Origin of the sequence: Nocardioides sp. YIM B13467, from assembly GCF_042788075.1 — a bacterium.
GTDB lineage: Bacteria > Actinomycetota > Actinomycetes > Propionibacteriales > Nocardioidaceae > Nocardioides.
On the sequence record NZ_JBHZPJ010000046.1, the window covers coordinates 500,428 to 521,668 of the forward strand.

General features: G+C 69.1%; 18 protein-coding genes and 1 pseudogene. 10 read left to right on the forward strand and 9 right to left on the reverse strand.

What is annotated here, in order from left to right; genetic code table 11:
• Positions 1-16 precede the first annotated feature (16 nt).
• Entirely contained in the window at positions 17-904 is an 888-nt protein-coding gene (locus ACFX43_RS09655) for a class I SAM-dependent methyltransferase (RefSeq protein WP_378819969.1), read from the reverse strand.
• Between the two features lie 246 nt (positions 905-1,150).
• On the opposite strand from ACFX43_RS09655, the gene rpsA reads away from it, so the two are divergent.
• Entirely contained in the window at positions 1,151-2,632 is a 1,482-nt protein-coding gene (rpsA, locus tag ACFX43_RS09660; RefSeq protein WP_008361841.1) for a 30S ribosomal protein S1, read from the forward strand.
• Between the two features lie 74 nt (positions 2,633-2,706).
• Here rpsA and ACFX43_RS09665 read toward each other — a convergent pair whose 3' ends face one another.
• Positions 2,707-2,868, reverse strand: a complete 162-nt coding sequence (locus ACFX43_RS09665) for a hypothetical protein (protein WP_378819971.1) — start codon at positions 2,866-2,868, stop codon at positions 2,707-2,709.
• A gap of 89 nt (positions 2,869-2,957) precedes the next feature.
• Between ACFX43_RS09665 and ACFX43_RS09670 the strand changes: the two genes are divergently transcribed.
• The 4 genes from ACFX43_RS09670 (at position 2,958) to ACFX43_RS09685 (ending at position 7,118) form a co-directional block, all read left to right on the forward strand.
• The gene (locus ACFX43_RS09670) at positions 2,958-3,932 is read left to right on the forward strand and encodes a helix-turn-helix domain-containing protein (protein ID WP_378819974.1); all 975 of its coding nucleotides are present in this window, start codon (positions 2,958-2,960) and stop codon (positions 3,930-3,932) included.
• A gap of 41 nt (positions 3,933-3,973) precedes the next feature.
• A complete protein-coding gene (gene coaE / locus ACFX43_RS09675; RefSeq protein WP_378819977.1) occupies positions 3,974-4,561 on the forward strand; it encodes a dephospho-CoA kinase in 588 nt (195 codons plus the stop codon).
• An 89-nt stretch (positions 4,562-4,650) separates the two neighbouring features.
• The gene (locus tag ACFX43_RS09680) at positions 4,651-5,943 is read left to right on the forward strand and encodes a glycoside hydrolase family 3 N-terminal domain-containing protein (RefSeq protein ID WP_378819979.1); all 1,293 of its coding nucleotides are present in this window, start codon (positions 4,651-4,653) and stop codon (positions 5,941-5,943) included.
• Between the two features lie 35 nt (positions 5,944-5,978).
• Positions 5,979-7,118, forward strand: coding sequence for a DNA polymerase IV (locus tag ACFX43_RS09685; RefSeq protein WP_378819982.1), 1,140 nt, complete (start codon positions 5,979-5,981; stop codon positions 7,116-7,118).
• Positions 7,119-7,242: 124 nt separating this feature from the next.
• Here ACFX43_RS09685 and ACFX43_RS09690 read toward each other — a convergent pair whose 3' ends face one another.
• From ACFX43_RS09690 to ACFX43_RS09700, 3 genes are all read right to left on the reverse strand, one after another.
• Positions 7,243-8,190 (reverse strand): sigma-70 family RNA polymerase sigma factor, encoded by a 948-nt coding sequence (locus ACFX43_RS09690; RefSeq protein ID WP_160024257.1) that lies wholly within the window; start codon positions 8,188-8,190, stop codon positions 7,243-7,245.
• A 205-nt stretch (positions 8,191-8,395) separates the two neighbouring features.
• Positions 8,396-10,543: a S9 family peptidase gene (locus tag ACFX43_RS09695; RefSeq protein ID WP_378819984.1), complete on the reverse strand. Its 2,148-nt coding sequence runs from the start codon at positions 10,541-10,543 to the stop codon at positions 8,396-8,398.
• A gap of 150 nt (positions 10,544-10,693) precedes the next feature.
• A complete protein-coding gene (locus tag ACFX43_RS09700; protein ID WP_378819987.1) occupies positions 10,694-12,004 on the reverse strand; it encodes a DNA polymerase IV in 1,311 nt (436 codons plus the stop codon).
• A gap of 137 nt (positions 12,005-12,141) precedes the next feature.
• Between ACFX43_RS09700 and ACFX43_RS09705 the strand changes: the two genes are divergently transcribed.
• Positions 12,142-13,068 carry a DUF4192 domain-containing protein gene (locus tag ACFX43_RS09705; RefSeq protein ID WP_378819990.1) on the forward strand — a complete coding sequence of 309 codons (927 nt, stop codon included), beginning with the start codon at positions 12,142-12,144 and terminating at the stop codon, positions 13,066-13,068.
• On the opposite strand, the gene ACFX43_RS09710 is transcribed toward ACFX43_RS09705, so the two are convergent.
• Positions 13,065-13,610, reverse strand: a complete 546-nt coding sequence (locus ACFX43_RS09710; protein ID WP_378819992.1) for a hypothetical protein — start codon at positions 13,608-13,610, stop codon at positions 13,065-13,067. The genes ACFX43_RS09705 and ACFX43_RS09710 overlap by 4 nt on opposite strands.
• Before the next feature lie 84 nt (positions 13,611-13,694).
• On the opposite strand from ACFX43_RS09710, the gene ACFX43_RS09715 reads away from it, so the two are divergent.
• The 3 genes from ACFX43_RS09715 to ACFX43_RS09725 all read left to right on the forward strand — a co-directional run bounded on the left by ACFX43_RS09715 (position 13,695) and on the right by ACFX43_RS09725 (position 18,108).
• Entirely contained in the window at positions 13,695-14,273 is a 579-nt protein-coding gene (locus ACFX43_RS09715; RefSeq protein ID WP_378819995.1) for an HhH-GPD-type base excision DNA repair protein, read from the forward strand.
• A 139-nt stretch (positions 14,274-14,412) separates the two neighbouring features.
• A complete protein-coding gene (locus ACFX43_RS09720; protein WP_378819997.1) occupies positions 14,413-15,987 on the forward strand; it encodes an RNA polymerase sigma factor in 1,575 nt (524 codons plus the stop codon).
• A 156-nt stretch (positions 15,988-16,143) separates the two neighbouring features.
• Entirely contained in the window at positions 16,144-18,108 is a 1,965-nt protein-coding gene (locus ACFX43_RS09725) for an N-acetylmuramoyl-L-alanine amidase (protein ID WP_378820000.1), read from the forward strand.
• 39 nt (positions 18,109-18,147) lie between these two features.
• Here ACFX43_RS09725 and rpsI read toward each other — a convergent pair.
• The 3 genes and pseudogenes from rpsI to ACFX43_RS09740 all read right to left on the reverse strand — a co-directional run.
• Positions 18,148-18,636, reverse strand: a pseudogene (rpsI, locus tag ACFX43_RS09730) (30S ribosomal protein S9); the annotation flags it as partial.
• Between the two features lie 14 nt (positions 18,637-18,650).
• The gene (rplM, locus tag ACFX43_RS09735) at positions 18,651-19,094 is read right to left on the reverse strand and encodes a 50S ribosomal protein L13 (RefSeq protein WP_141791781.1); all 444 of its coding nucleotides are present in this window, start codon (positions 19,092-19,094) and stop codon (positions 18,651-18,653) included.
• A gap of 266 nt (positions 19,095-19,360) precedes the next feature.
• Positions 19,361-19,816 carry a hypothetical protein gene (locus ACFX43_RS09740; RefSeq protein WP_378820003.1) on the reverse strand — a complete coding sequence of 152 codons (456 nt, stop codon included), beginning with the start codon at positions 19,814-19,816 and terminating at the stop codon, positions 19,361-19,363.
• Between the two features lie 171 nt (positions 19,817-19,987).
• Here ACFX43_RS09740 and rocD point away from each other — a divergent pair, with 171 nt between their 5' ends.
• Positions 19,988-21,226 (forward strand): ornithine--oxo-acid transaminase, encoded by a 1,239-nt coding sequence (gene rocD / locus ACFX43_RS09745; RefSeq protein WP_378820005.1) that lies wholly within the window; start codon positions 19,988-19,990, stop codon positions 21,224-21,226.
• The last annotated feature ends 15 nt before the right edge of the window (positions 21,227-21,241 follow it).

Consider the following 21,241-nt stretch of genomic DNA (forward strand, 5'->3'; position numbering starts at 1 on the left):
TTGAGCTGGAGCCTGTCTAGCTGCTCGCCAGGTCCGCACCGAAGATCGCGGTCCCGGGGGTCAACAGCCCCCGGGTGCGCGACCAGCCGCCCCAGATCCGCTCGTGGTCCTCGGGCCACTCGGGCTCGACCAGGTCGGTGATCCGGAACCCGGCGCCGGCCAGCAGCGAGACCCAGTCGCCGAGGGTGCGGTGGTGCTCGACGTACGACACCTTGCCGGTCTCGTCGTCGACCTCGACGTAGGGGGTGCGGTCCCAGTAGGACTGCGCGGCGATCAGACCCTCGGGGCCGGGATCGTCGGGGAACATCCATCGCGTCGGGTGTGTGATCGAGAACGCGAAGCGGCCGCCGGGCCGCAGGACGCGGGAGGTCTCGGCGAGCGCGTGGGCGATGTCGCTGACGAACTGCAGGGCGCCGAAGGAGCAGAAGACCACGTCGAAGGAGTCGTCGGCGAAGGGCAGGTCGGTGGCGGTGGCCTGCACGGCGGGCACCACCACGCCGGTCTGCTCGTCGAGGCGGCGGGAGTGCTGGAGCTGGCGGCCCGACAGGTCCAGGCCGATCGCGCGCCCGCCCTGGGTGTTCACCCACCGGGAGCACTGACAGGCGCCGGAGCCGAGCTCGAGCACGTCCTTGCGGCTGATGTCGCCGAGGATGCCGAGGTCGGCCTCGGTCAGGCCCTCCGGGCCCCAGACGAACCCGGCCTCACCGAGGAACGGTCCGTGCGTGGCCTGGTACTCGTCGGCGTAGCGGTCCCAGTCGGGGCCGTTCGCGCGGCGCGACTCGGCTTCACCGACCGTACGCCGCTCGGCTCTGACCACAGGGCCGGTCGTTCCGATGGTTTCGATCGCGCCGAAGGGATCGATGGGCGCCTCCGGTCGAACGACCGGGCTGATGGCTTGGTCCACCCCTACAGCGTAGGCCCAGCGCGGTGACGTCGACAGTTGGACGGAGCCTGTGACGGGAGCGTAGGCTAAGAAACTGCGTCTGAAGTCTGCCCGGGTCCCAGACCTAGTGGACCTTGGCTTGCTACCTCGACCGCCGGTTCACGCCGGGCGACGAAGCCTGTTTGTGCCGGTGAGGGGTGGCCGACCCGAGACTTGAGCCGTGTGTGACCCGACGATATCTGTCCACCCAAGGAAACCACCTCCCTTATGACGAGCACGCTCAACATTCCTCTTCCCGACTACGACGCGCCTCAGGTCGCGATCAACGACATCGGGTCGGAAGAGGACTTCCTCGCCGCGATCGACGAGACCATCAAGTACTTCAACGACGGCGACATCGTGGACGGTGTCATCGTCAAGGTCGACCGGGACGAGGTCCTGCTCGACATCGGTTACAAGACCGAAGGTGTCATCCCGTCGCGCGAGCTCTCGATCAAGCACGACGTCGACCCGTCCGAGGTTGTCGAGGTCGGCGACAAGGTCGAGGCCCTGGTGCTCCAGAAGGAGGACAAGGAAGGCCGCCTGATCCTGTCCAAGAAGCGCGCGCAGTACGAGCGCGCCTGGGGCACGATCGAGCAGGTCAAGGAGGAGGACGGCGTCGTCGAGGGCGCGGTCATCGAGGTCGTCAAGGGTGGTCTCATCCTGGACATCGGCCTGCGTGGCTTCCTCCCGGCCTCCCTCGTCGAGATGCGTCGCGTCCGCGACCTGCAGCCGTACGTGGGTCAGACCCTCGAGGCCAAGATCATCGAGCTCGACAAGAACCGCAACAACGTGGTCCTGTCGCGCCGTGCCTGGCTCGAGCAGACCCAGTCCGAGGTTCGCCACGGCTTCCTGACCCAGCTCCAGAAGGGTCAGATCCGCAAGGGTGTCGTCTCCTCGATCGTCAACTTCGGTGCGTTCGTGGACCTCGGCGGCGTCGACGGTCTCGTCCACGTCTCGGAGCTGTCCTGGAAGCACATCGACCACCCGTCCGAGGTCGTCACCGTCGGTGACGAGGTCACCGTCGAGGTTCTCGACGTGGACATGGACCGCGAGCGTGTCTCCCTGTCGCTGAAGGCGACCCAGGAGGACCCGTGGCAGCACTTCGCCCGCACCCACCAGATCGGCCAGATCGTCCCGGGTAAGGTCACCAAGCTGGTGCCGTTCGGTTCGTTCGTCCGTGTCGAGGAGGGCATCGAGGGCCTGGTGCACATCTCCGAGCTGGCCGAGCGCCACGTGGAGATCCCCGAGCAGGTCGTCCAGGTCAACGACGACGTCATGGTCAAGATCATCGACATCGACCTCGAGCGTCGTCGCATCTCGCTCTCGCTGAAGCAGGCCAACGAGACGGTCACCTCGACCGACGTCGAGGAGTTCGACCCGACGCTCTACGGCATGCCGGCGACCTACGACGACCAGGGCAACTACATCTACCCCGAGGGCTTCGACCCGGAGACGGGCGAGTGGCTCGAGGGTTACGACGAGCAGCGCGCGAAGTGGGAGGAGCAGTACGCTCAGGCCCACGCCCGCTGGGAGGCCCACATCAAGCAGCAGCAGGAGGCTGCCGAGAAGGCTGCCGAGGCCGGCGAGGCCACCTCCTACTCCTCGGGTGGCTCGGTCGACGAGACCGTCTCCGAGGACGAGGGCGGCTCGCTCGCCTCCGACGAGGCGCTGCAGGCTCTGCGCGAGAAGCTGACCGGCGGTCAGTGAACGCCTGATGCGGAGCTGATGCTCTGAAAACGCACGAATGCCCGGCCCCTTCGAGGGGCCGGGCATTCGGGCTTTTAGGGCCACCTGACGGCTGGCAGGCTGCTCAGCGGCTCGAAGGCCGGGTCGGTGGCGTGCGACCGGGGCGCGGTCTTGGGGCGGTCGCTGCGGACGGAGGCGAAGGTGGCGTACGCGGCGACGGCGAGCAGGGCGATGAGGACGATGAGTGCTGTGTTCATGGCAGTAATTCTTCGCTACCAGGTATTCCTGCCACATTGGCAGAAATGCCTAAGTTGCGCGATTTCCTGCCAACTGGCACCCTTCTAAGGTGCTTAGGAACGTAGCTGCGTTGATCTGGGACGGTGTCGCCCCCTTCGAGTTCGGAGTCGTGTGCGAGGCGTTCGGGCTCGACCGGACCGACGACGGGGTGCCGTTGCTGGAGTTCGGCGTCTGCTCGCTCGAGCCCGGCTTGGTGCGTTCGAACCTGGGCTTCGGGATCGAGGCCACCTACGGGCTGGAGCGGGCCGACGAAGCCGACCTGGTGTGTGTGCCGGCCATGCGCAGGGGCGACCCGGTGCCGCCGCGGGTGGCCGAGACGCTGCTGCGCGCCTATCACCGTGGCGCCCGAATCCTGACCGTCTGCGGCGGGGCCTTCGCACTGGGTGCGGCGGGTCTGCTCGACGGGCGTGAGTGCACCACCCACTGGAAGTACACCGACGAGCTCGCGGAGAGGTTCCCCGAGGCGAAGGTGGTGCCCGAGGTGCTCTACGTGGACACCGGGCAGATCATCACCAGCGCCGGCACCGCCGCCGGACTGGACGCGTGCCTGCACATCTGGCGCCAGGAGTACGGTGCAGCGGTCGCCTCGGCCGTGGCCCGGCGCATGGTCGTGCCGCCTCAGCGCGACGGTGGGCAGGCGCAGTTCATCTCCCACCCCGTACCGGAGGTCGACGCCGAGACGCTCGGTCCGCTGCTGGCCTGGATCGTGGAGAACCTCCACGAAGACCTCGACGTGGACTCGCTGGCCCGGCAGGTGCTGATGTCGCCGCGTACGTTCGCCCGCAGGTTCCGCGCCGAGACCGGGGCGACGCCGTATGCCTGGATCACCGCCCAGCGGGTCCGCCGGGCGGAGGAGCTGCTCGAGCGCACCGACCGATCGGTGGAGTGGATCGCGGGCGAGGTCGGCTTCGGCAACGCCGCGGCCCTGCGCCACCACTTCACCCGGGTGCGAGGGCTCTCCCCGCAGGCCTACCGGCGCCGGTTCGCCTGCAGCGACAGCCTCGACTCGGCCATGCCCGCCTAGGCGCCGTCAGGCGCCGACAGCGGTCGCACTAGGTTGGGCCCATGCGCGTAGGACTCACCGGCGGGATCGCCTCGGGGAAGAGCACGGTGTCGGAGCTGCTGGCCGGGTTCGGGGCGGTGATCGTGGACTCGGACAAGATCGCCCGGGAGGTCGTCGAGCCGGGCACCCCGGGGCTCGCCCAGGTCGTGGCGGAGTTCGGGCCCTCGGTGCTGACCGAGTCCGGTGCGCTCGACCGGGCCAAGGTGGGGGAGATCGTCTTCGCCGACCAGGGCGCCCGCGAGCGGCTCAACGCGATCGTGCACCCACTGGTCGGGGCGCGCTCCGCGGAGCTCGAGGAGGCCGGGCGGACGGCCGGGAAGCTGGTCGTCAACGACATCCCGCTGCTGGTCGAGGTCGGCTACGCGCCCTTCTTCGACGAGGTGATCGTCGTCGACGTACCGGTCGAGACCCAGGTCGAACGGGCGATCGCGCGTGGGATGACGGAGATCGACGCCCGTGCCCGCATCGCCGCGCAGGCCAGTCGCGAGGATCGGCTCGCCGCGGCGACGTACGTCATCGACAACACCGGCACCCTCGATGACCTGCGGAAGCGGGTGCGGGAGATCTACGACGCCCTCGCCGGTTCGTGAGATGAGTGGGGGTTGCTGACATACTCGGCCGCGTGACTGGGGGCAAGCACACCGATTCAGAGGATCAGCGGCGTCGGCCGAGGCGTTGGATGCGACCGGTGATCGCTGGGGCCGTGCTGGCCCTGGCGGCCGGGGCGGGCGCGGCAGCGGTGACCGTCGGCATGCCGACGAGGGTCGAGGACGAGCCGAACAGGCCGGCCAATGCCACCACGAAGATCGACCCGAAGAAGGACACCACGCCGCTCGCCTGGGGTCCCACGCGCGGAGAGCTGGCGACCGCCCGCGAGCTGGTGTCGGGCTGGGACGAGGAGCAGCTCGCCGGACAGGTGATCGTCGGCCGCTACCACGGCACCGATCCGGCCAAGGCCGCGAAGATGGTGCGCAAGCTCCACCTCGCCGGTGTCAGCGTGACCGGCGAGAACGTCGTCGACGAGGCCCAGGTGCGCGAGACGACCGCCGCGGTCTCTCGTGCGGTGGCGGCTGACGGGCGTTCGTTCCCGGCGGTGATCGGCGTCGACCAGGAGGGTGGCGTCGTCTCCCACCTGCGCGGCGTGGCCACCGAGTTCCCTGAGTTCGCGCGCACGGGGGACGCCATCGAGGCGAAGCCGCGCAAGGGAGTCACGGCGACGACCGAGGCGGCGCGGACGACGGCGCTCGAGCTGCGCGACCTGGGCTTCACTTGGGCGTTCGCGCCGGTCGCCGACGTGACCGTCGGCGCGGCCGATCCGACGATCGGCTCGCGCTCCCCGAGCGAGGACCCGAGGATCGCCGCGACGGCGGTCTCCGCGGCCGTGCAGGGCTACAACGCCGCCGGTCTGGTCTCCACCACCAAGCACTTCCCGGGCCACGGCGCGGTCACCGGTGACACCCACCTCGGGCTCCAGGAGCTCGACTTCGGGAAGAAGAAGCTCAAGCGCCGCGACCTGGTGCCGTTCGACGCCGCGGTGGACGCCGGGGCTCCGGCCGTCATGATCAGCCACGTCGACGTCAAGGCTGTGGCTCCCGGGAAGCCGGCCAGCATGGCGGCCCCCATCTACGACCTGCTCCGCGACGACCTCGGCTTCGACGGCATCGCCGTCACCGACTCGTTGGGCATGGGCGCGGTCACGACGACCACCAAGAAGCCCTCGGTGGCCGCCCTCGAGGCCGGCGCCGACCTCCTGCTGATGCCGGCCAACTCCAAGGCCGCCCACCGCAGCGTGGTCAAGGCGCTGCGCTCCGGTCGCCTCGAGCGCTCTCGTGTCGAGGACGCCGCCGCGAAGGTCGTCGCCATGCAGCTGTGGCAGCAGCGCACCGCCGACGCGGTGCCGGTTCCCAGTGACGTACGCGAGCAGGCGGAGCGGGCCTCCGCGGCTCTCTCCGAGGCTGCCTCGCAAGGCTGACGCTTCGCTGCGGCCGTTCGTGGCACCATCGACGCATGACGGTGGTGCTGCACGTCGACCTGGACCAGTTCATCGCGGCGGTGGAGGTGCTACGCCGGCCCGAGCTGGCCGGTCAACCGGTGATCGTGGGTGGGCGCGGGGACCCGACCGAGCGGGCGGTGGTCTCGACGGCCTCCTATGAGGCTCGGGCGCACGGGGTGGGTTCGGGGATGCCGCTGCGGCTGGCGGTGCGGAAGTGTCCCGACGCGGTGCTGCTGCCGGTCGACCACGTTGCCTACGACGAGGCCTCCGCGGGCGTCATGGACACGCTGCGATCGCTGGAGTGGGGCGGCGTACCCGTCCTGGTCGAGGTCCTCGGCTGGGACGAGGCGTTTCTCGGGCCCGGCCCCGGCCACGGCGACCTCGGTGATCCGACGGCCTTCGCCCAGGACGTACGCGACCTCGTGCTCGAACGCACCCGGCTGCGCAGCGGCGTCGGTGTCGGCGACAACAAGCTGCAGGCGAAGCTCGCCACGGGGTTCGCCAAGCAGCGGGTCGACGGTGCACTCGCGCGTGAGGCCGGTGCGGGTGGCCACGAGCCCGGGCCGGGCGGGCAGCTGCGGGGGACCGGCGTCTACCGGATCAGCCACGAGACCTGGGACGCCGAGATGGGCCACCGTCCGACCGACGCGCTGTGGGGGATCGGGGCGAAGACCGCGAAGCGGCTCGCCGGGCTCGGGATCGAGACCGTCGCCGACCTGGGAGCGGCCTCGGCGGAGCGTCTGGCCGCCGAGATCGGCCCCACGACCGGCCCCTGGCTGCGCCGTCTGGGCCGCGGCGCCGACACCAGCCCCGTGGACCCGTCGCCGTGGGTCGCGCGCGGCCACGGCCACGAGGAGACCTTCCAGCAGGACCTCGTCGAGTGGCCCGACATCGTCGCCGCGACCCGCCGCCTGTGCGCCGAGTGCCTCACGGACGTGCTGAAGGAGGGCCGCCCGGTGACCAGGGTCGAGATCAAGGTGCGGCTCAAGCCGTTCTTCACCGTCACCCGCGGCCACAAGCTCCCCGAGCCCACCCTCGACCCCGACCGCCTGGCGGACGAGGCCGAGGCGCTCCTGGAGCGGGTCGAGAAGGACCGCCCGGTCCGCCTCATCGGCGTACGCCTGGAGATGGCTCCGCCGCCCGGCGGCTACTGACCGCCGAGACGTCGCTCGCGTCGGCCGAAGCGTCAGATACGCAGATCGAGTTGGCACCGTAGTGCCAACTCGATCTGTTTAAGTGACGCCTCGGCTTGCCGGACTGACGCCTCGGCCGGGGTGGTTACGCCGCGAGGTCGGGGTCTGCGAAGCGGCGCAGCTTCTGCAGGGCCTCGCGCTCGAGCTGGCGTACGCGCTCGGCGGAGATGCCGTGCTTGACGCCGATGTCGGCGAGCTTGTGCTGACGGCCGTCCGTGAGCCCGTAGCGGGAGCGGACGATGTCGGCTGAACGCTCGTCGAGCTGACCGACGAGCGAGTTGAGCCGCTCGCGCGACTCGACGTCGATGACGTCCATGTCGGGCGACGGCGAGGACTCCTGAGCCATCAGGTCACCCAGCGAGGTGTCGCCGTCCTCGTCGATCGGCGTGTCGAGCGAGACGTGGTCACGACCCCAGGAGAGCAGGTCGAGGACGCGGTCGATGTCCATTCCGAGCTCGGCGGCGATCTCCTCCGGCTCCGGGTCGCGGCCGAGCTGACGCTCCAGGGTGCGGCGGGCGCCGCCGACCTGGTTGAGCTCCTCGACGACGTGGACCGGGAGCCGGACCACACGCGCCTGCTGCGCGATGCCGCGGGTGATCGCCTGGCGCACCCACCACGTCGCGTACGTCGAGAACTTGTAGCCCTTGGTGTAGTCGAACTTCTCAACGGCCCGGATCAGGCCGGTGTTGCCTTCCTGGATCAGGTCGAGCATCGGCATCTGCGCACGGCCGTACTTGCGCGCGATGGACACCACCAGTCGCAGGTTGGCGTTGATGAACTGACGGGTGGCGCGGTGGCCTTCCTCGGCCAGCCACTCCAGCTCGGCTCGGGTGGCTCCACCGGGTGCCTTCTTGCGGCCGACGCGGCCCTCGGCCAGCAGATGCTCGGCCATCAGGCCGGCCTCGATCGCCTTGGACAGCTCAACCTCTTTGGCAGCATCCAGGAGCTCGTTGCGGGCGATCTCGTCGAGATACAGCCCGACGCTGTCACGGCCCTCGATCTCTCGGGTGGCAGTGGCGGTGCGTGTCGCCATGGGAACCTCCTCACGGTGAGGTTTGTGGCCTCACGGTGGTTTCAACGCTTCGCCCCTCCCAGGTGTTCCCTGGTAGAGCGCCTTGTCATCGAATCCGTCTTCGATCTCTTGTCCGGTTCGACGTACGCCGCGGGCGATAAGTTGCATCGCGAGGTGAATCTCAGGGGTTTCTCATGGAGTACCCCGAGATCCCGGCAGATATGCCCTACGAAGAGGTCACCTGATCGATCATCCAGGCCAGGCTGAACGCCCGGTCCTCCCACGCCTTGTAGCGCCCCGAGACTCCTCCGTGGCCGGCCGCCATCTCCGTCTTCAGGAGTACGTCACCAGGATTCTCTGCCGTCGCGCGCAGCTTGGCGACCCATTTCGCGGGCTCGACGTAGAGCACGCGGGTGTCGTTGATGCTGGTCTCGGCCAGGATCGGCGGGTAGTGCTGCCGGGTGACGTTCGTGTAAGGGTCGTAGGAGGACATGTAGTCGTACGTCTCCTTGTCGGCCTCCGGGTTGCCCCACTCGTCGTACTCCGTGACGGTCAACGGCAGCGTCGCGTCGAGCATCGTGGTCAGGGCGTCCACGAACGGCACCGCGGCCACGATCGCGCCCACGGCGTCGGGCGCCTGGTTGGCGACCGCACCCATCAGCAGGCCGCCGGCGCTGCCGCCCTCGGCGATGATCTGGCTGGGCGTCGACCAGCCCGACTCGGCGAGGTGGCGCGCGCAGGCGATGTAGTCGGAGAAGGTGTTCTGCTTCTTGAGCATCTTCCCGTCGTCGTACCAGGCCCGGCCCATCTCGCCGCCGCCGCGGATGTGGGCGATCGCGAACCCGATCCCGCGGTCCAGCAGGCTCAGCCGGGCGATGGAGAAGTAGGGGTCCATGCTGGCCTCGTAGGAGCCGTAGGCGTAGAGAAGCACCGGGATCGGCCCGGTCTCGTGGAGCCCCTTCTTCGCCACGATCGAGATCGGCACCCGTACGCCGTCCTCGGCCGTCGCCCAGAGCCGGTGCTCCTCGTAGTCGTCGCGGTCGTAGCCACCGAGCACCGGGGCCTGCTTGAGCAGGGTCAGCTCGCGGTTGCGCACGTCGTAGTCGTAGACCGAGGCCGGGGTGCGCATCGTGGTGTAGCCGAGCCGCACGATCGGGCTCTCGAAGGTGGGGTTGGAGCCGGAGCCGATCGTGTAGAGCTCGTCGTCGAACTTCACCAGATAATCATCGGAGACACCGGCTGTGCTTCCCTCGGGGCCGAGCTCCAGGATGCGGAGCTGGGTCAGGCCCTCGCTGCGCTGGTGCACGACCAGGTGGCCCGCGAAGGCGTCGACGTCCTCCAGGCGTACGCCCTGGGTGTGGGGGACGAGCGGCTGCCACTCGGTCCGCGGTGTCGGGGCGATCGGCGCGGTGGCGATCTCGAAGTCGGGGCCGGAGGCGTTGTGGGTGACCAGGAAGACGTCCTCGCCGGCGATGGTGGCGTGCTCGATGGAGTATTCGACGCCCTCCTCGCGGGCGGCGAAGACCTGCCAGCCGGCGTCGGGGTCGTCGAGGTCGAGGAAGCGGTATTCGGCGGTGATCTTCGCGGCGGTGCCGATGAACATGAACCGGTCGGACTTGGTCCGTCCCACGCCGACCCAGAACCGGTCGTCGGTCTCGTGGAAGACCAGCTCGTCCTCGTCCTGGCTGGTGCCGAGGCGGTGGCACCAGATCTTGTCGGCACGCCAGGACTCGTCGGCGGTCGTGTAGTAGAGCGCCGAGGACTCGCGGTCCCAGGTGGCACCACCATGGACGTTGGTGAGCTCGTCGTCGAGCAGCTCGCCGGTGGTGAGGTCCTTGACGCGTACGGTGTAGCGCTCGTCGCCGGCGACGTCGGTCGCGTAGGCGAGCAGGGTGGTCGACGGGCTCACGCTGGAGCCGCCGAGGCTGAAGAAGTCGTGGCCCTCCGCGAGCGCGTCGAGGTCGAGCAGCACCTCCTCGCCGGGGAGCGCGGGCTGGTCGTGGGTGACGTCGGCTGGGGTCGGCGGGGTCCAGTCATCGGGGTCGTCGGCCTTCACCCGGCAGCTCGCGCCGTACTGCTTCCCCTCGAAGCTGCGGCCGTAGTACCAGTAGCCGCGCGAGCGCGTAGGGACGCTCAGATCGGTCTCGAGAGTGCGCGCCTTGATCTCCTCGAAGATCTGCGTGCGCAGGTCGGCGAGGTGGTCGGTCTGCTCCTTGGTGTAGGCGTTCTCGGCCTCGATGTAGGCGATGACCTCGGGGTTCTCCTTCTCCCGAAGCCACTCGTAGTCATCGGTCCGGCTCAGGCCGTGGAACTGCTTGGACGAGGGCTTCTTGGGGGCGATCGGCCAGGGCGTCGAGGAGAGGGCGGCAGACATGAACGAGACCCTATCCCCGCCACCCTCGCTGCCTCGACCACGGGACCGGCGCGCCCGGGCCATCGCAACGCGCTATCGCACACTTTGGTCGTCTGGCGCGATACTGCACCCGATCGCCGCGACGGCGAGATCGAGCCGGGGGAGAGGGTGTCAGGACTCGCTGAACGGCTGCAGGTCGGGGTCGTCGACGGCGTACGACCTCACCGGGCCGGCGGGAGTCTCGGCCGTCTCGAAGCGCACGGTCACGACGCCCCGTCCCGAGCCCCAGACCCAGCCGCGACCCATCTCGGCATGGACGACGTCCATCCCGGCCGCCCAGGTCGGCCGCCGTACCGGCTCGGGCAGAGGGAGGTCGGGCTCGGCGTCCTCGTCGCTGTCGTCGCCGAAGAGGTCCTCCTGGATCCAGTCGGCGAGTCCGGAGACGCCGACCCCGAGAAGGCGTACGCCCCCGGCCGTCTCGCCCGCGGTGAAGAGCTCGCCGAGCAGAGTCCTGGCCAGGCGGGCGATGGTGCCGGCCTGGTCGGTCGGAGCCGGAAGGGTCGTGGACCGGTTGATCGTGGTGAAGTCGTAGAGCCTGACCTTGATCGTGATCGTGCGGCCCGAGAGCCCGTTCTTCTTCAGTCGGCCGGCGACCTCGCCGGCCTGCCGGGTGAGGATCTGCTCCATGAGTGGCCGGTCGGTCAGGTCGGTGTCGTAGGTGCCTTCCACGCTGACCGACTTGGTCTCACGCTCGGGCTCGACGCGGCGGTCGTCCTGGGCCATGGCCAGCTTGTAGAGGTTGGTGCCGTGGGACTTGCCCACGAGGCGTACGAGCTCCTCGACGCTGACCTGCTCCAGATCGGCCACCGTGTGGATGCCCGCGCGGCGCAGGCGCTCGGAGGTGGCAGGACCGACGCCAGGGATCACCTTGACGTTCATCGGACGGAGCAGGTCGAGCTCGGTGCCGGGCGCCACCACGACCAGGCCGTCGGGCTTCTCGAGGTCGCTGGCGATCTTCGCGATGAACTTCGAGCTGGCCAGGCCGACGCTGGCGCTCAGCCCGCCGGTGACCTGGGCGACCTCCTCGCGGATCCTCGAGGCGGTCGCGGTGACGGTGTCGACCTCGAGGTCGGGGAGGTCGGCAGCGGCGAGGTCGACGAAGGCCTCGTCGAGCGAGAGCGGCTCGACCAGCGGGGAGAGTTCGCGCAGGATCCCGAAGACCTGCTCGCTGACCTTCTTGTAGGCATGGAAGCGCGGGTAGAGGAAGGCGGCGTGCCCGCACAGCGCACGGGCCTCGCGGGTCGACATCGCCGAGCGGACGCCGAAGGTCCTGGCCTCGTAGGAGGCGGTGCTGACCACGCCGCGTCCGCCGATGCCGCCGACGACCACCGGCTTGCCGCGCAAGGAAGGCTTGTCGCGCTGCTCGACCGAGGCGAAGAACGCGTCCAGGTCGAGGTGCATCACCGACGCGTGCGCTCTCATGGTGGCAACCTATCTGGCAGCGGGGACAGTCTGAGGCGGGCCGTTCACCGTCCACAGGTGCGGTTGGGGAGGCGGTTGTCCACAGGCACGGTTATTGGCGCCGAAACTGTCGGTGGGTCGCGGCGAGTGTGGTCCGCATGACCACGAAACTCTCCATCGGCCGTCCCGAGGACGTCCTGGCGGCAGTCCCCGTCCTGCTCGGCTTCCAGCCAGAGAAGTCGATCGTCATGCTGACCTTCGGCGGTGAGCATCAGGTCCACGGCAGGATCGACCTACCTCCGCCGGACGAGGTCGAGGACTGCCTGGACAGCCTGCTGCTGCCCGCGGTCCGACACCAGGTGCGCGGCGTCCTGCTCGTCCTCTACGACAGTGGCCCGCGCTTCGGCGTGAAGCTCGCCCGCCGTCTCGCCGAGAGGCTCGCCGAGTGCGAGATCGACCTGATCGGGTGCCTGCGGGTGCAGGACGGCCGATGGTTCGACCCGCTCGGGTTCCACGGCGTTTCCGAGGATGGCGTGCCTTTCGATGTCGGGGCGCATCCGTTCCGCGCTCAGGCGGTCTACGACGGACATCTGGTGCGCCGCTCACGGACGGAGCTGGCGGCCTCGATCGCCGCTGTGCCCGCGGCTGTCGCCGAGACCGAGGCGGCGCTGGAGCAGGCGTCGCCGATGAAGATCTACGAGGTCGGCAGGCTGGTCGACGATGCGGTCGCAGGGATGGTGCTGTCGGCCGTCCAGATCGCCTCCCTGCTGCTCGCGCTGCGCGACCCGCAGCGGCGCGACGCCGCCTGGGGCGGGATGACCCGGGCAGAGGCCAGGTCCCACGTGCGCCTGTGGACCGATGTCGTACGCCGCAGCCCCGACGACCACGTCGCCCACCCGGCCGCCGTGCTGGCCTTCGCCGCCTGGCTGGGCGGTGACGGCGCGCTCGCGTGGTGTGCGCTCGACAGGTGCTTCGCGAGCGAGCGTCACCACGGTCTCGGTGTGCTGGTCGCGCAAATGCTCGAGGGTGCTGTTCCTCCGACGGCATGGGAGGAGGCGCTCACCTGGTCGGACCGTCCGGCCTAGTCGTTGCGGTAGCGCAGCCGCTTCCACCGGCGACCCAGCCCCGAGCGCGGATCGACCCACGCGTTGCGGGTCACCACGACGTACGTCAGGGGTGCCCCGATCTCCCGGAACGCGGCTCGGGCGGCGGCGAGCCAGCGGAGGTCGACGTCCTCGACCTCCAGGCCGACAGTGCCTATCGCCTCGGGCTTCGCTTCGGCAGTGCCTATGGCCTCGGGCTTCGCTTCGGCAGTGCCTATGGCCTCGGGCTTCGCTTCGGCAGGGCGAGTCAGCCACACGATTGGATCCGGCACGCCGACCCGGCGACGCATGCTGTGGATGATGTCGGTGCGCAGCCAATAGTCGGTGGGCTCGTCCTCGCGATGCGCGTGGGCTACCTCCTTGCCGCCCGGGATGCCGAGGTGGACGAGCGCCAGGAACGAGCGCCGATGCTCGGTGGCGGTGTGGTCGAGCACAGCACGTCGCAACCGCTTCTCGAGCACCGGCGAGAGCGGCTCGTGCAGCCCTTCGACGGACGTCTCGGACAGAGTGGGCATGGTGGCCATGGGCCTAGCGTGCAACGGACGCCGGAATCCCGCGACCGTCTTTCCACAGGCATGACCACGTACTACATCGCGAGATGAGGCAGGATGTCCCTTATGCCTTCTCTCCACATCACCGGCGACGAGGCCGCCGACAAGCTGCTCTCCGAGGATCCGTTCGCGCTGCTGCTGGGTATGGCCCTGGATCAGCAGTATCGGATGGAGGATGCGTTCAAGGGCGGTCACAAGCTGGTGACCCGCCTCGGCCACCTGGATCCCGCCAAGATCGCCGAGATGGACCCCGAGGAGTTCAAGACGATCGCCTCGACGCCGCCCGCGATCCACAGGTTCCCCGGCTCGATGTCGGCGAAGGTGCAGGGGATCGCGACCATCGTCACCAGCGAGTACGGCGGCGACGTCACCCGGCTGTGGACCGAGGCGACCAGCGGCAAGGACCTGCTCAAGCGGGTCCAGGCGCTCCCGGGCTTCGGGAAGCAGAAGGCGCAGATCTTCGTATCGCTGCTGGCCAAGCAGCTGGGAGTGCGGCCCGATGGCTGGCAGGAGGCCGTCGGTGACTACGCACTCGATGGTTACCGTTCTGTGGCTGACGTCGTCGACGTTGCGTCGTTGCAGAAGGTACGTGACTACAAACAGCAGAAGAAAGCCGCAGCCAAAGCAGCCGGATGAGTTGCTGGGGGACATGATGCCCCGGATGGGGAATGTTCACCACCATCGTGGCAGAATGAATCTGCGGCTCTTGACGACCCCGGGCCCTGCCGCGCCCAAACTCAGTTTTTGATAAGTCTCGACCAAGTTCGACGGAGAGGTGTTCGTGTCCTCGAACGCGCGCAAGATACCTGCTGAGGTACTCGCCCACCCTGCCGTGAAGGCGCTGATCGACCAGGCCAAGCCAACCGGACGGGTCAGTCCCGACCAGGTCCGCCAGGCCAGCGAGGATGCCGCGGTCGAGCCCAGGCACCTCAAGGCACTGCTCGGTCACCTGAGCACGCTCGGCATCTCGGTGGACCTCGGCACCGCCGTCACCGGCCGTGCCGCGGCGGCGACTACCTCGACCCGCAAGACGACCACGGCCAAGGCGCCGGCGAAGAAGGCCGCCGCCAAGAAGGCGGCGGCTGCGCCCGCGAAGCCGGCCACCGAGGTCGCGGCGAAGAAGGCCGATGAGCCCGAGCCGAAGAAGACGACCGAGATCGACGAGGACGGCGAGGAGATCGTCCTCGAGGACGTCGAGGTCGATGTCGACGACATCGAGGTCGACGACTCGGACAACGACACCGACGACGAGACCCCGGTCGTCCAGCTCGGTCCCGACGGCAAGAAGATCCTGCCCGACATCCCCGACGAGCAGTTCGAGAAGGATGTCGCCGCCGATCCCACGATCAAGGAAGACGAGAAGGAGGCCTCGAAGCAGAGCTTCGTCGTCTCCACCTCCGACGACACCGACGAGCCCGAGCAGACCGTCATGGTCGCCGGCGCGACCGCCGACCCGGTCAAGGACTACCTCAAGCAGATCGGCAAGGTCCCGCTGCTCAACGCCGAGATGGAGGTCGAGCTCGCCAAGCGGATCGAGGCCGGCCTCTTCGCGGAGGAGAAGCTCGGCAAGGGCGGCAAGATCACCCCGAAGATCCTCGACGAGCTCGAGTGGATCGCCGAGGACGGCAAGCGCGCCAAGAACCACCTCCTCGAGGCCAACCTCCGTCTCGTCGTCTCGCTGGCCAAGCGCTACACCGGCCGCGGCATGCTCTTCCTGGACCTGATCCAGGAGGGCAACCTGGGTCTGATCCGTGCGGTCGAGAAGTTCGACTACACCAAGGGCTACAAGTTCTCGACGTACGCCACCTGGTGGATCCGTCAGGCGATCACCCGCGCCATGGCCGACCAGGCCCGCACCATCCGTATCCCGGTGCACATGGTCGAGGTCATCAACAAGCTCGCGCGCGTCCAGCGCCAGATGCTCCAGGACCTGGGCCGCGAGCCCACCCCGGAGGAGCTGGCCAAGGAGCTCGACATGACCCCGGAGAAGGTCATCGAGGTCCAGAAGTACGGCCGCGAGCCGATCTCGCTCCACACCCCGCTGGGTGAGGACGGCGACTCCGAGTTCGGCGACCTGATCGAGGACTCCGAGGCGATCGTCCCGGCCGACGCGGTCTCCTTCACGCTCCTCCAGGAGCAGCTGCACGCGGTGCTCGACACGCTCTCCGAGCGTGAGGCCGGCGTCGTCAGCATGCGCTTCGGCCTGACCGACGGTCAGCCGAAGACTTTAGACGAGATCGGCAAGGTCTACGGGGTCACCCGCGAGCGCATCCGCCAGATCGAGTCCAAGACGATGTCGAAGCTGCGACACCCGTCCCGATCGCAGGTTCTGCGCGACTATCTCGACTGAATCTGGCTAAGATCTCCTCGAACGCCTTCCCGGACTTCTGGGAGGGCGTTCGCCATTTCGGCAGATTCGCCTGCCACAACTGCCCCGCGACAACTGCGGATTCGGCTAGGTTGCACGGGTCGGTTTGTCCGCGTCCCGGGAGGTCTTCTCGTGCCTATGCGTCTCTCACGTCCACACCGGCCGGCCCTGGCCGCGGCCGGAGCGCTGCTCGGTGGCCTGCTCGTCGCGGTTCCGATCACGGCGGTTGCCTCGGCCGCCGAGCCCGACTGGAATGCCTGCCTGGCGGGCACCACCGACCGACAGGCGGTCTTCGAGCGAGCGGCGAAGACCAGCGGGGTGCCGGCCGAGGTGCTGCTCGCGGTCTCCTACATGGAGTCGCGCTGGGACGCCCACGGGGAGGCACCGAGCACATCGGGCGGCTACGGACCGATGCACCTGACGGACCTGCCGGCCCTGGCGAAGGACACCGAGGCCCATCCCGACCCGCTCGGCAAGGGCGACGGCTCCAACCTGCCCGCAACCACCACGCGCCAGCGCGAGGAGGCGGTCAGGCTGGGTGAGGTCGAGACGCTGCGTACGGCCAACGACATCACGGGGATCCCGGTCGCCGACCTGCGCGAGGACGCGGTCGCCAACATCTGCGGTGGCGCGGCGGTGCTCGCCGACTACCAGGAGGCCGCGGGCGGGGCCGAGACCCTGGCGGACTGGAGTGCGGCAGTGGGCCGCTTCAGCGGGGCCGCCGACGAGGCGACCGCTCTCAAGTTCGCCCGGCAGGTGTTCGCGACGCTGAGCGCGGGGGAGTCGCGTACGACCAACGACGGGCACCAGGTCACCCTGGCCGCGAAGCCGGTCGCCGCCAGCGAGGAGGCGATCGGTCGGCTCGACCTCGCCGAGTCCTCGACCGGGGACGCGGTCGAGTGTCCGGCCGTGCTCGGCTGTGAGTCGCTGCCGGCGCCCTACGAGCAGACCGGCGACACGATCGGCGACTACGGCAACCACGACCTCGGCAGCCGGCCCGAGGAGGGGTCGGTCGACTACATCGTCATCCACGACACCGAGACCTCCTACGACGGCACCGTGAGGCTGGTCCAGGACCCGACCTACCTCGGCTGGCACTACACGCTGCGCTCGGTCGACGGCCACGTCGCTCATCACATCCCCGGGAAGGACGTCGGCTGGCACGCCGGCAACTGGTACGTCAACAGCCACTCGATCGGGCTGGAGCACGAGGGCTACGCCGCCGACGGAGCGTGGTACACCGAGGCGATGTACCAGACCTCGGCCACCCTGGTCGGCTACTTGGCCCAGAGCTACGGGATCCCGCTGGACCGGGCCCACATCATCGGCCACGACCAGGTCCAGGGCGTCGCGCCGGCCAACGTCGCCGGGATGCACTGGGACCCTGGCCCCTACTGGGACTGGAGCCACTACTTCGACCTGCTGCGGTCGCCGATCAAGGCCGACCGGAAGTCGCGAAGCGAGATCTGGACGGTCAACCCCGACTTCGACACCAACACCGGCAACGTGATGACCGGCTGCACGGAGGCGGGCGTCCCCTGCCCGAGCGACCGGGGCACCAACTTCGTCAACGTCTACTCCGAGCCCTCCACCGACGCTCCGCTGCTGCCGGACACCGTCGTCGGCGGCTCCGCCAAGGTCTCCAACTGGGGCCCGCGCCTGGCGGCCGGGCAGAAGGTCGTCGTCAACGACCGGACCCGCTCGACGTGGTGGGGAGTCTGGTTCGGCGGCAAGCAGGGCTGGATCCAGAACCCCCGCGACGTACTGCTGCCCTCCGACGGCAAGGCCGTCACCCCGAAGGCCGGCGCCGCCGCGAAGGTCTACGGCACCGCCTATCCGACGAAGGCCAGCGACTATCCCGACGGGGTGACGCCACGGACGATCGCGCCGCTGCAGTACACCATCCCCGCAGGTCAGAAGTACGTCCTGGCCGACGCGACGGTGCCGACCGACTACTACAAGGCGGTCAACTTCAACTGTGCCACCGTCGACGGCGTCCCCGACTGCATCGTGATCACCGGCGACACGACCTACTACCAGATCTGGTTCAACCACCGGATCGCGTACGTCATGGCCGACGACGTGACAGTCACCAACGGCTGACCGACCCCAGCCGAGACCGCAGGAGATGCGGCCGAGAATGTAGTTGTGGGCGACGAAACCNTTCTTGAGACCGGCCTTCTTCCGCTCCACGACGCGGGCGTCGCGGGTCAGCAGACCGGCCTTCTTCAGGGTCGGGCGGTTGGCGTCGGTGTCGACGTCGTTCAGCGCACGGGCCACGCCGAGACGCAGCGCGCCGGCCTGACCGGCGATGCCGCCGCCGTCGATGCGGGCGATCACGTCGAAGCGACCCTCGAGCTGCAGCGCGGCGAACGGCTCGTTCGCGATCTGCTGGTGCAGCTTGTTGGGGAAGTAGTCCTCGATGGTGCGACCGTTGATGGTCCACTCGCCGGTGCCCGGGACGATCCGGACGCGGGCGACGGACTCCTTGCGGCGGCCGGTGGCGGCAGCCGGGGCGATGGTCGCCGGGCGCTCGGGGGTGTCGGCGGACGGGGCGCTCTCGGAGGTGTACGCGAGGCCCTGCTCGTCGGTCTCGAAGGTCTCCTCGACCTCTACGGTGTTCTCAGTCATGTCCTGGTCCTGGCTCACTGGGCGATCTGCTTGATCTCGAACGGAACGGCCTGCTGCGCGGCGTGCGGGTGCGTCGGACCGGAGTAGACCTTGAGCTTCTTGAGCATCTGGCGGCCGAGCTTGTTCTTCGGCAGCATGCCCCAGACAGCGGTCTCGATCGCCTTGCGGGCGTCCTTCTCGAGGATCTCGCCGATCGGGGTCGCGGTCAGACCACCCGGGTAGCCGGAGTGGCGGTAAGCCAGCTTGGTCTTGGCCTTGTTGCCGGAGAGGGAGACCTTCTCGGCGTTGATGACGATGACGAAGTCGCCGGTGTCCGCGTTGGGCGCGAAGATCGCCTTGTGCTTGCCGCGGAGGAGCTCAGCGGCCTGGACAGCGAGGCGGCCGAGACGGACGTCGGTCGCGTCGATCACGAGCCAGGCGCGCTCGATGTCGCCCGGCTTGGGAGCGTAAGTACGCACGTGTGCCTTCTTAGTTCGTTGGACCCGGCGCACGGATGCGCACCGGGATGGTGCTGCGTGGCTTCTGACGAACACGGCCCGGCTTGCCCTGCCCTCTGGGTGTTCCAGCGGCAGTCATCCGGATCTGCGTCCCTGACCGTGCGAAATGATCAGGACGCGGCAGGAGTCACGACCTCACAAGGTTACGAGCCCCCGCACGGCGGAGACAAATCAAGACGTACGCCGCCGGTCGGGGAGCCGGGCGGCGTACGCGATCTTGGGATGGGTCAGCTCGACTGACCCTGGGAGGACTGCCCGTCGGACCGGTCCAGTTGCTGGCCGAACCCGCCGGGGCCTCCGCCACCTTGGCCGAAGTCAGGCATCTGGCCACCGTCGGGCGTCTGCCCGTAGGGCATCTGATCGCGCATCTGGCCGAGCTCTCGCGGGCCCTGGTCGTCGCCACCATCGACGACGGCGGCGACCACCCCCGCGACGACCCCACCGCCGAGGACGAGACCGACGGCCGCAGCAGCTGCGACGCTCTTCCAACCGAAGACCCGCTCGGAGAGCTTCTTCTTCGGCGTCGGCGAGACCGGCGCGACCGGCGCGACCGGCACGACCGGCACCGCAGCAGCGGCGGTCGGAGGACCGTAGGTAGGCGGCGCGTACGCCGCCGGCGCGGGCTGCTCGACGGCCGGCTGCACCGGCTCGGGAGCCTCGCCGTCCGTACTCTTGTCGCTCATGTTTCCAGAGTGCGCCGGCTTCCTGTGGGGAGGCTGTGCCAGGCCTTTGGTGCCCCTGAAAACCCAGGGCGACAACGATGAGACATCTGGCGTAGCCTGATCGTAGGATTGTCCGACAATCAGATGATCCTCATCGGATCACCGAGAACGCCCCACAGATGGAGGAGTGCGATGACCCTGCTCAACGAGGCTCAGGCCACCGCTGCGACCAGCTTGACCCCCGCCGCTTTCGCGGCCGCCGAGGCGCACTCCGCGCACAACTACCACCCCCTCGAGGTGGTGATCAGCCACGCCGAGGGCGCCTGGGTGACCGACGTCGACGGCCGTCGCTGCCTCGACATGCTGGCCGGCTACAGCGCGCTGAACTTCGGTCACGGCCACCCCGCTCTGCTGTCCGCGGCCCGTGAGCAGCTCGACAAGGTCACTCTCACCTCGCGTGCGTTCGTGCACGACCAGTTCGCCGAGTTCACCGCCCGCCTGGCCGCGATGTGCGGCAAGGACATGGTGCTGCCGATGAACACCGGCGCCGAGGCGGTCGAGACCGCGATCAAGGTCGCCCGCAAGTGGGGCTACGACGTCAAGGGCGTCCCCGCCGACCAGGCCGAGATCATCGTGATGGCCGGCAACTTCCACGGCCGCACCACCACGATCGTCGGCTTCTCCGACGACGCCGACGCGCGCGACGGCTTCGGCCCGTTCGCTCCCGGCTTCGTGATGGTCCCCTACGCCGACCTCGCCGCGATCGAGGCCGCCATCACCCCCAACACCGTGGCCGTGCTGGTCGAGCCGATCCAGGGTGAGTCCGGCGTCGTCATCCCCGCCGACGACTTCCTGATCGGGCTGCGCGAGGTCTGCACCCGCGAGAACGTGCTCTTCGCCGCTGACGAGATCCAGGCCGGCCTGGGCCGTACGGGCTACACCTTCGCCTGCGACCACGCCGGCGTGAAGCCGGACATGTACATCCTCGGCAAGGCCCTCGGTGGCGGCATCGTCCCCGTCTCGGCCGTCGTCGCCGACCGCGACGTGCTCGGTGTCATCGGCCCCGGCCAGCACGGCTCCACCTTCGGTGGCAACCCGCTCGCCTGCGCCGTCGGCACCGCCGTCATCGACCTGCTCGAGACTGGTGAGTTCCAGGCCCGCGCCGAGGCGCTCGGCCAGGTCCTGCGCGACCGGCTGATGGCGATGGTCGGCAAGGGCATCGTCGGCTTCCGTTCCCGCGGCCTGTGGGCCGGCGTCGACATCGACCCGGCCATCGCCAGCGGTCGCGAGATCTGCGAGCGCCTCCTGGCCCGCGGCGTACTCGCCAAGGACACCCACGGCTCCACCATCCGCCTCGCGCCGCCCCTGGTGATCGCCGAGGACGACCTCCACTGGGCCCTCGACCAGCTCGAGGCGGCCGTCTCGGCCTGACGCCAGCGAATCTGT

What these genes read in the sequence shown, in the direction of transcription:
- rpsA (WP_008361841.1), top strand. Translation starts at nt 1,151, where the DNA reads ATGACGAGCACGCTCAACATTCCTCTTCCCGACTACGACGCGCCTCAG.
- ACFX43_RS09665 (WP_378819971.1), bottom strand. Translation starts at nt 2,868, where the DNA reads ATGAACACAGCACTCATCGTCCTCATCGCCCTGCTCGCCGTCGCCGCG.
- coaE (WP_378819977.1), top strand. Translation starts at nt 3,974, where the DNA reads ATGCGCGTAGGACTCACCGGCGGGATCGCCTCGGGGAAGAGCACGGTG.
- ACFX43_RS09680 (WP_378819979.1), top strand. Translation starts at nt 4,651, where the DNA reads ATGCGACCGGTGATCGCTGGGGCCGTGCTGGCCCTGGCGGCCGGGGCG.
- ACFX43_RS09685 (WP_378819982.1), top strand. Translation starts at nt 5,979, where the DNA reads ATGACGGTGGTGCTGCACGTCGACCTGGACCAGTTCATCGCGGCGGTG.
- ACFX43_RS09690 (WP_160024257.1), bottom strand. Translation starts at nt 8,190, where the DNA reads ATGGCGACACGCACCGCCACTGCCACCCGAGAGATCGAGGGCCGTGAC.
- ACFX43_RS09695 (WP_378819984.1), bottom strand. Translation starts at nt 10,543, where the DNA reads ATGTCTGCCGCCCTCTCCTCGACGCCCTGGCCGATCGCCCCCAAGAAG.
- ACFX43_RS09700 (WP_378819987.1), bottom strand. Translation starts at nt 12,004, where the DNA reads ATGAGAGCGCACGCGTCGGTGATGCACCTCGACCTGGACGCGTTCTTC.
- ACFX43_RS09705 (WP_378819990.1), top strand. Translation starts at nt 12,142, where the DNA reads ATGACCACGAAACTCTCCATCGGCCGTCCCGAGGACGTCCTGGCGGCA.
- ACFX43_RS09710 (WP_378819992.1), bottom strand. Translation starts at nt 13,610, where the DNA reads ATGGCCACCATGCCCACTCTGTCCGAGACGTCCGTCGAAGGGCTGCAC.
- ACFX43_RS09715 (WP_378819995.1), top strand. Translation starts at nt 13,695, where the DNA reads ATGTCCCTTATGCCTTCTCTCCACATCACCGGCGACGAGGCCGCCGAC.
- ACFX43_RS09725 (WP_378820000.1), top strand. Translation starts at nt 16,144, where the DNA reads ATGCGTCTCTCACGTCCACACCGGCCGGCCCTGGCCGCGGCCGGAGCG.
- ACFX43_RS09740 (WP_378820003.1), bottom strand. Translation starts at nt 19,816, where the DNA reads ATGAGCGACAAGAGTACGGACGGCGAGGCTCCCGAGCCGGTGCAGCCG.
- rocD (WP_378820005.1), top strand. Translation starts at nt 19,988, where the DNA reads ATGACCCTGCTCAACGAGGCTCAGGCCACCGCTGCGACCAGCTTGACC.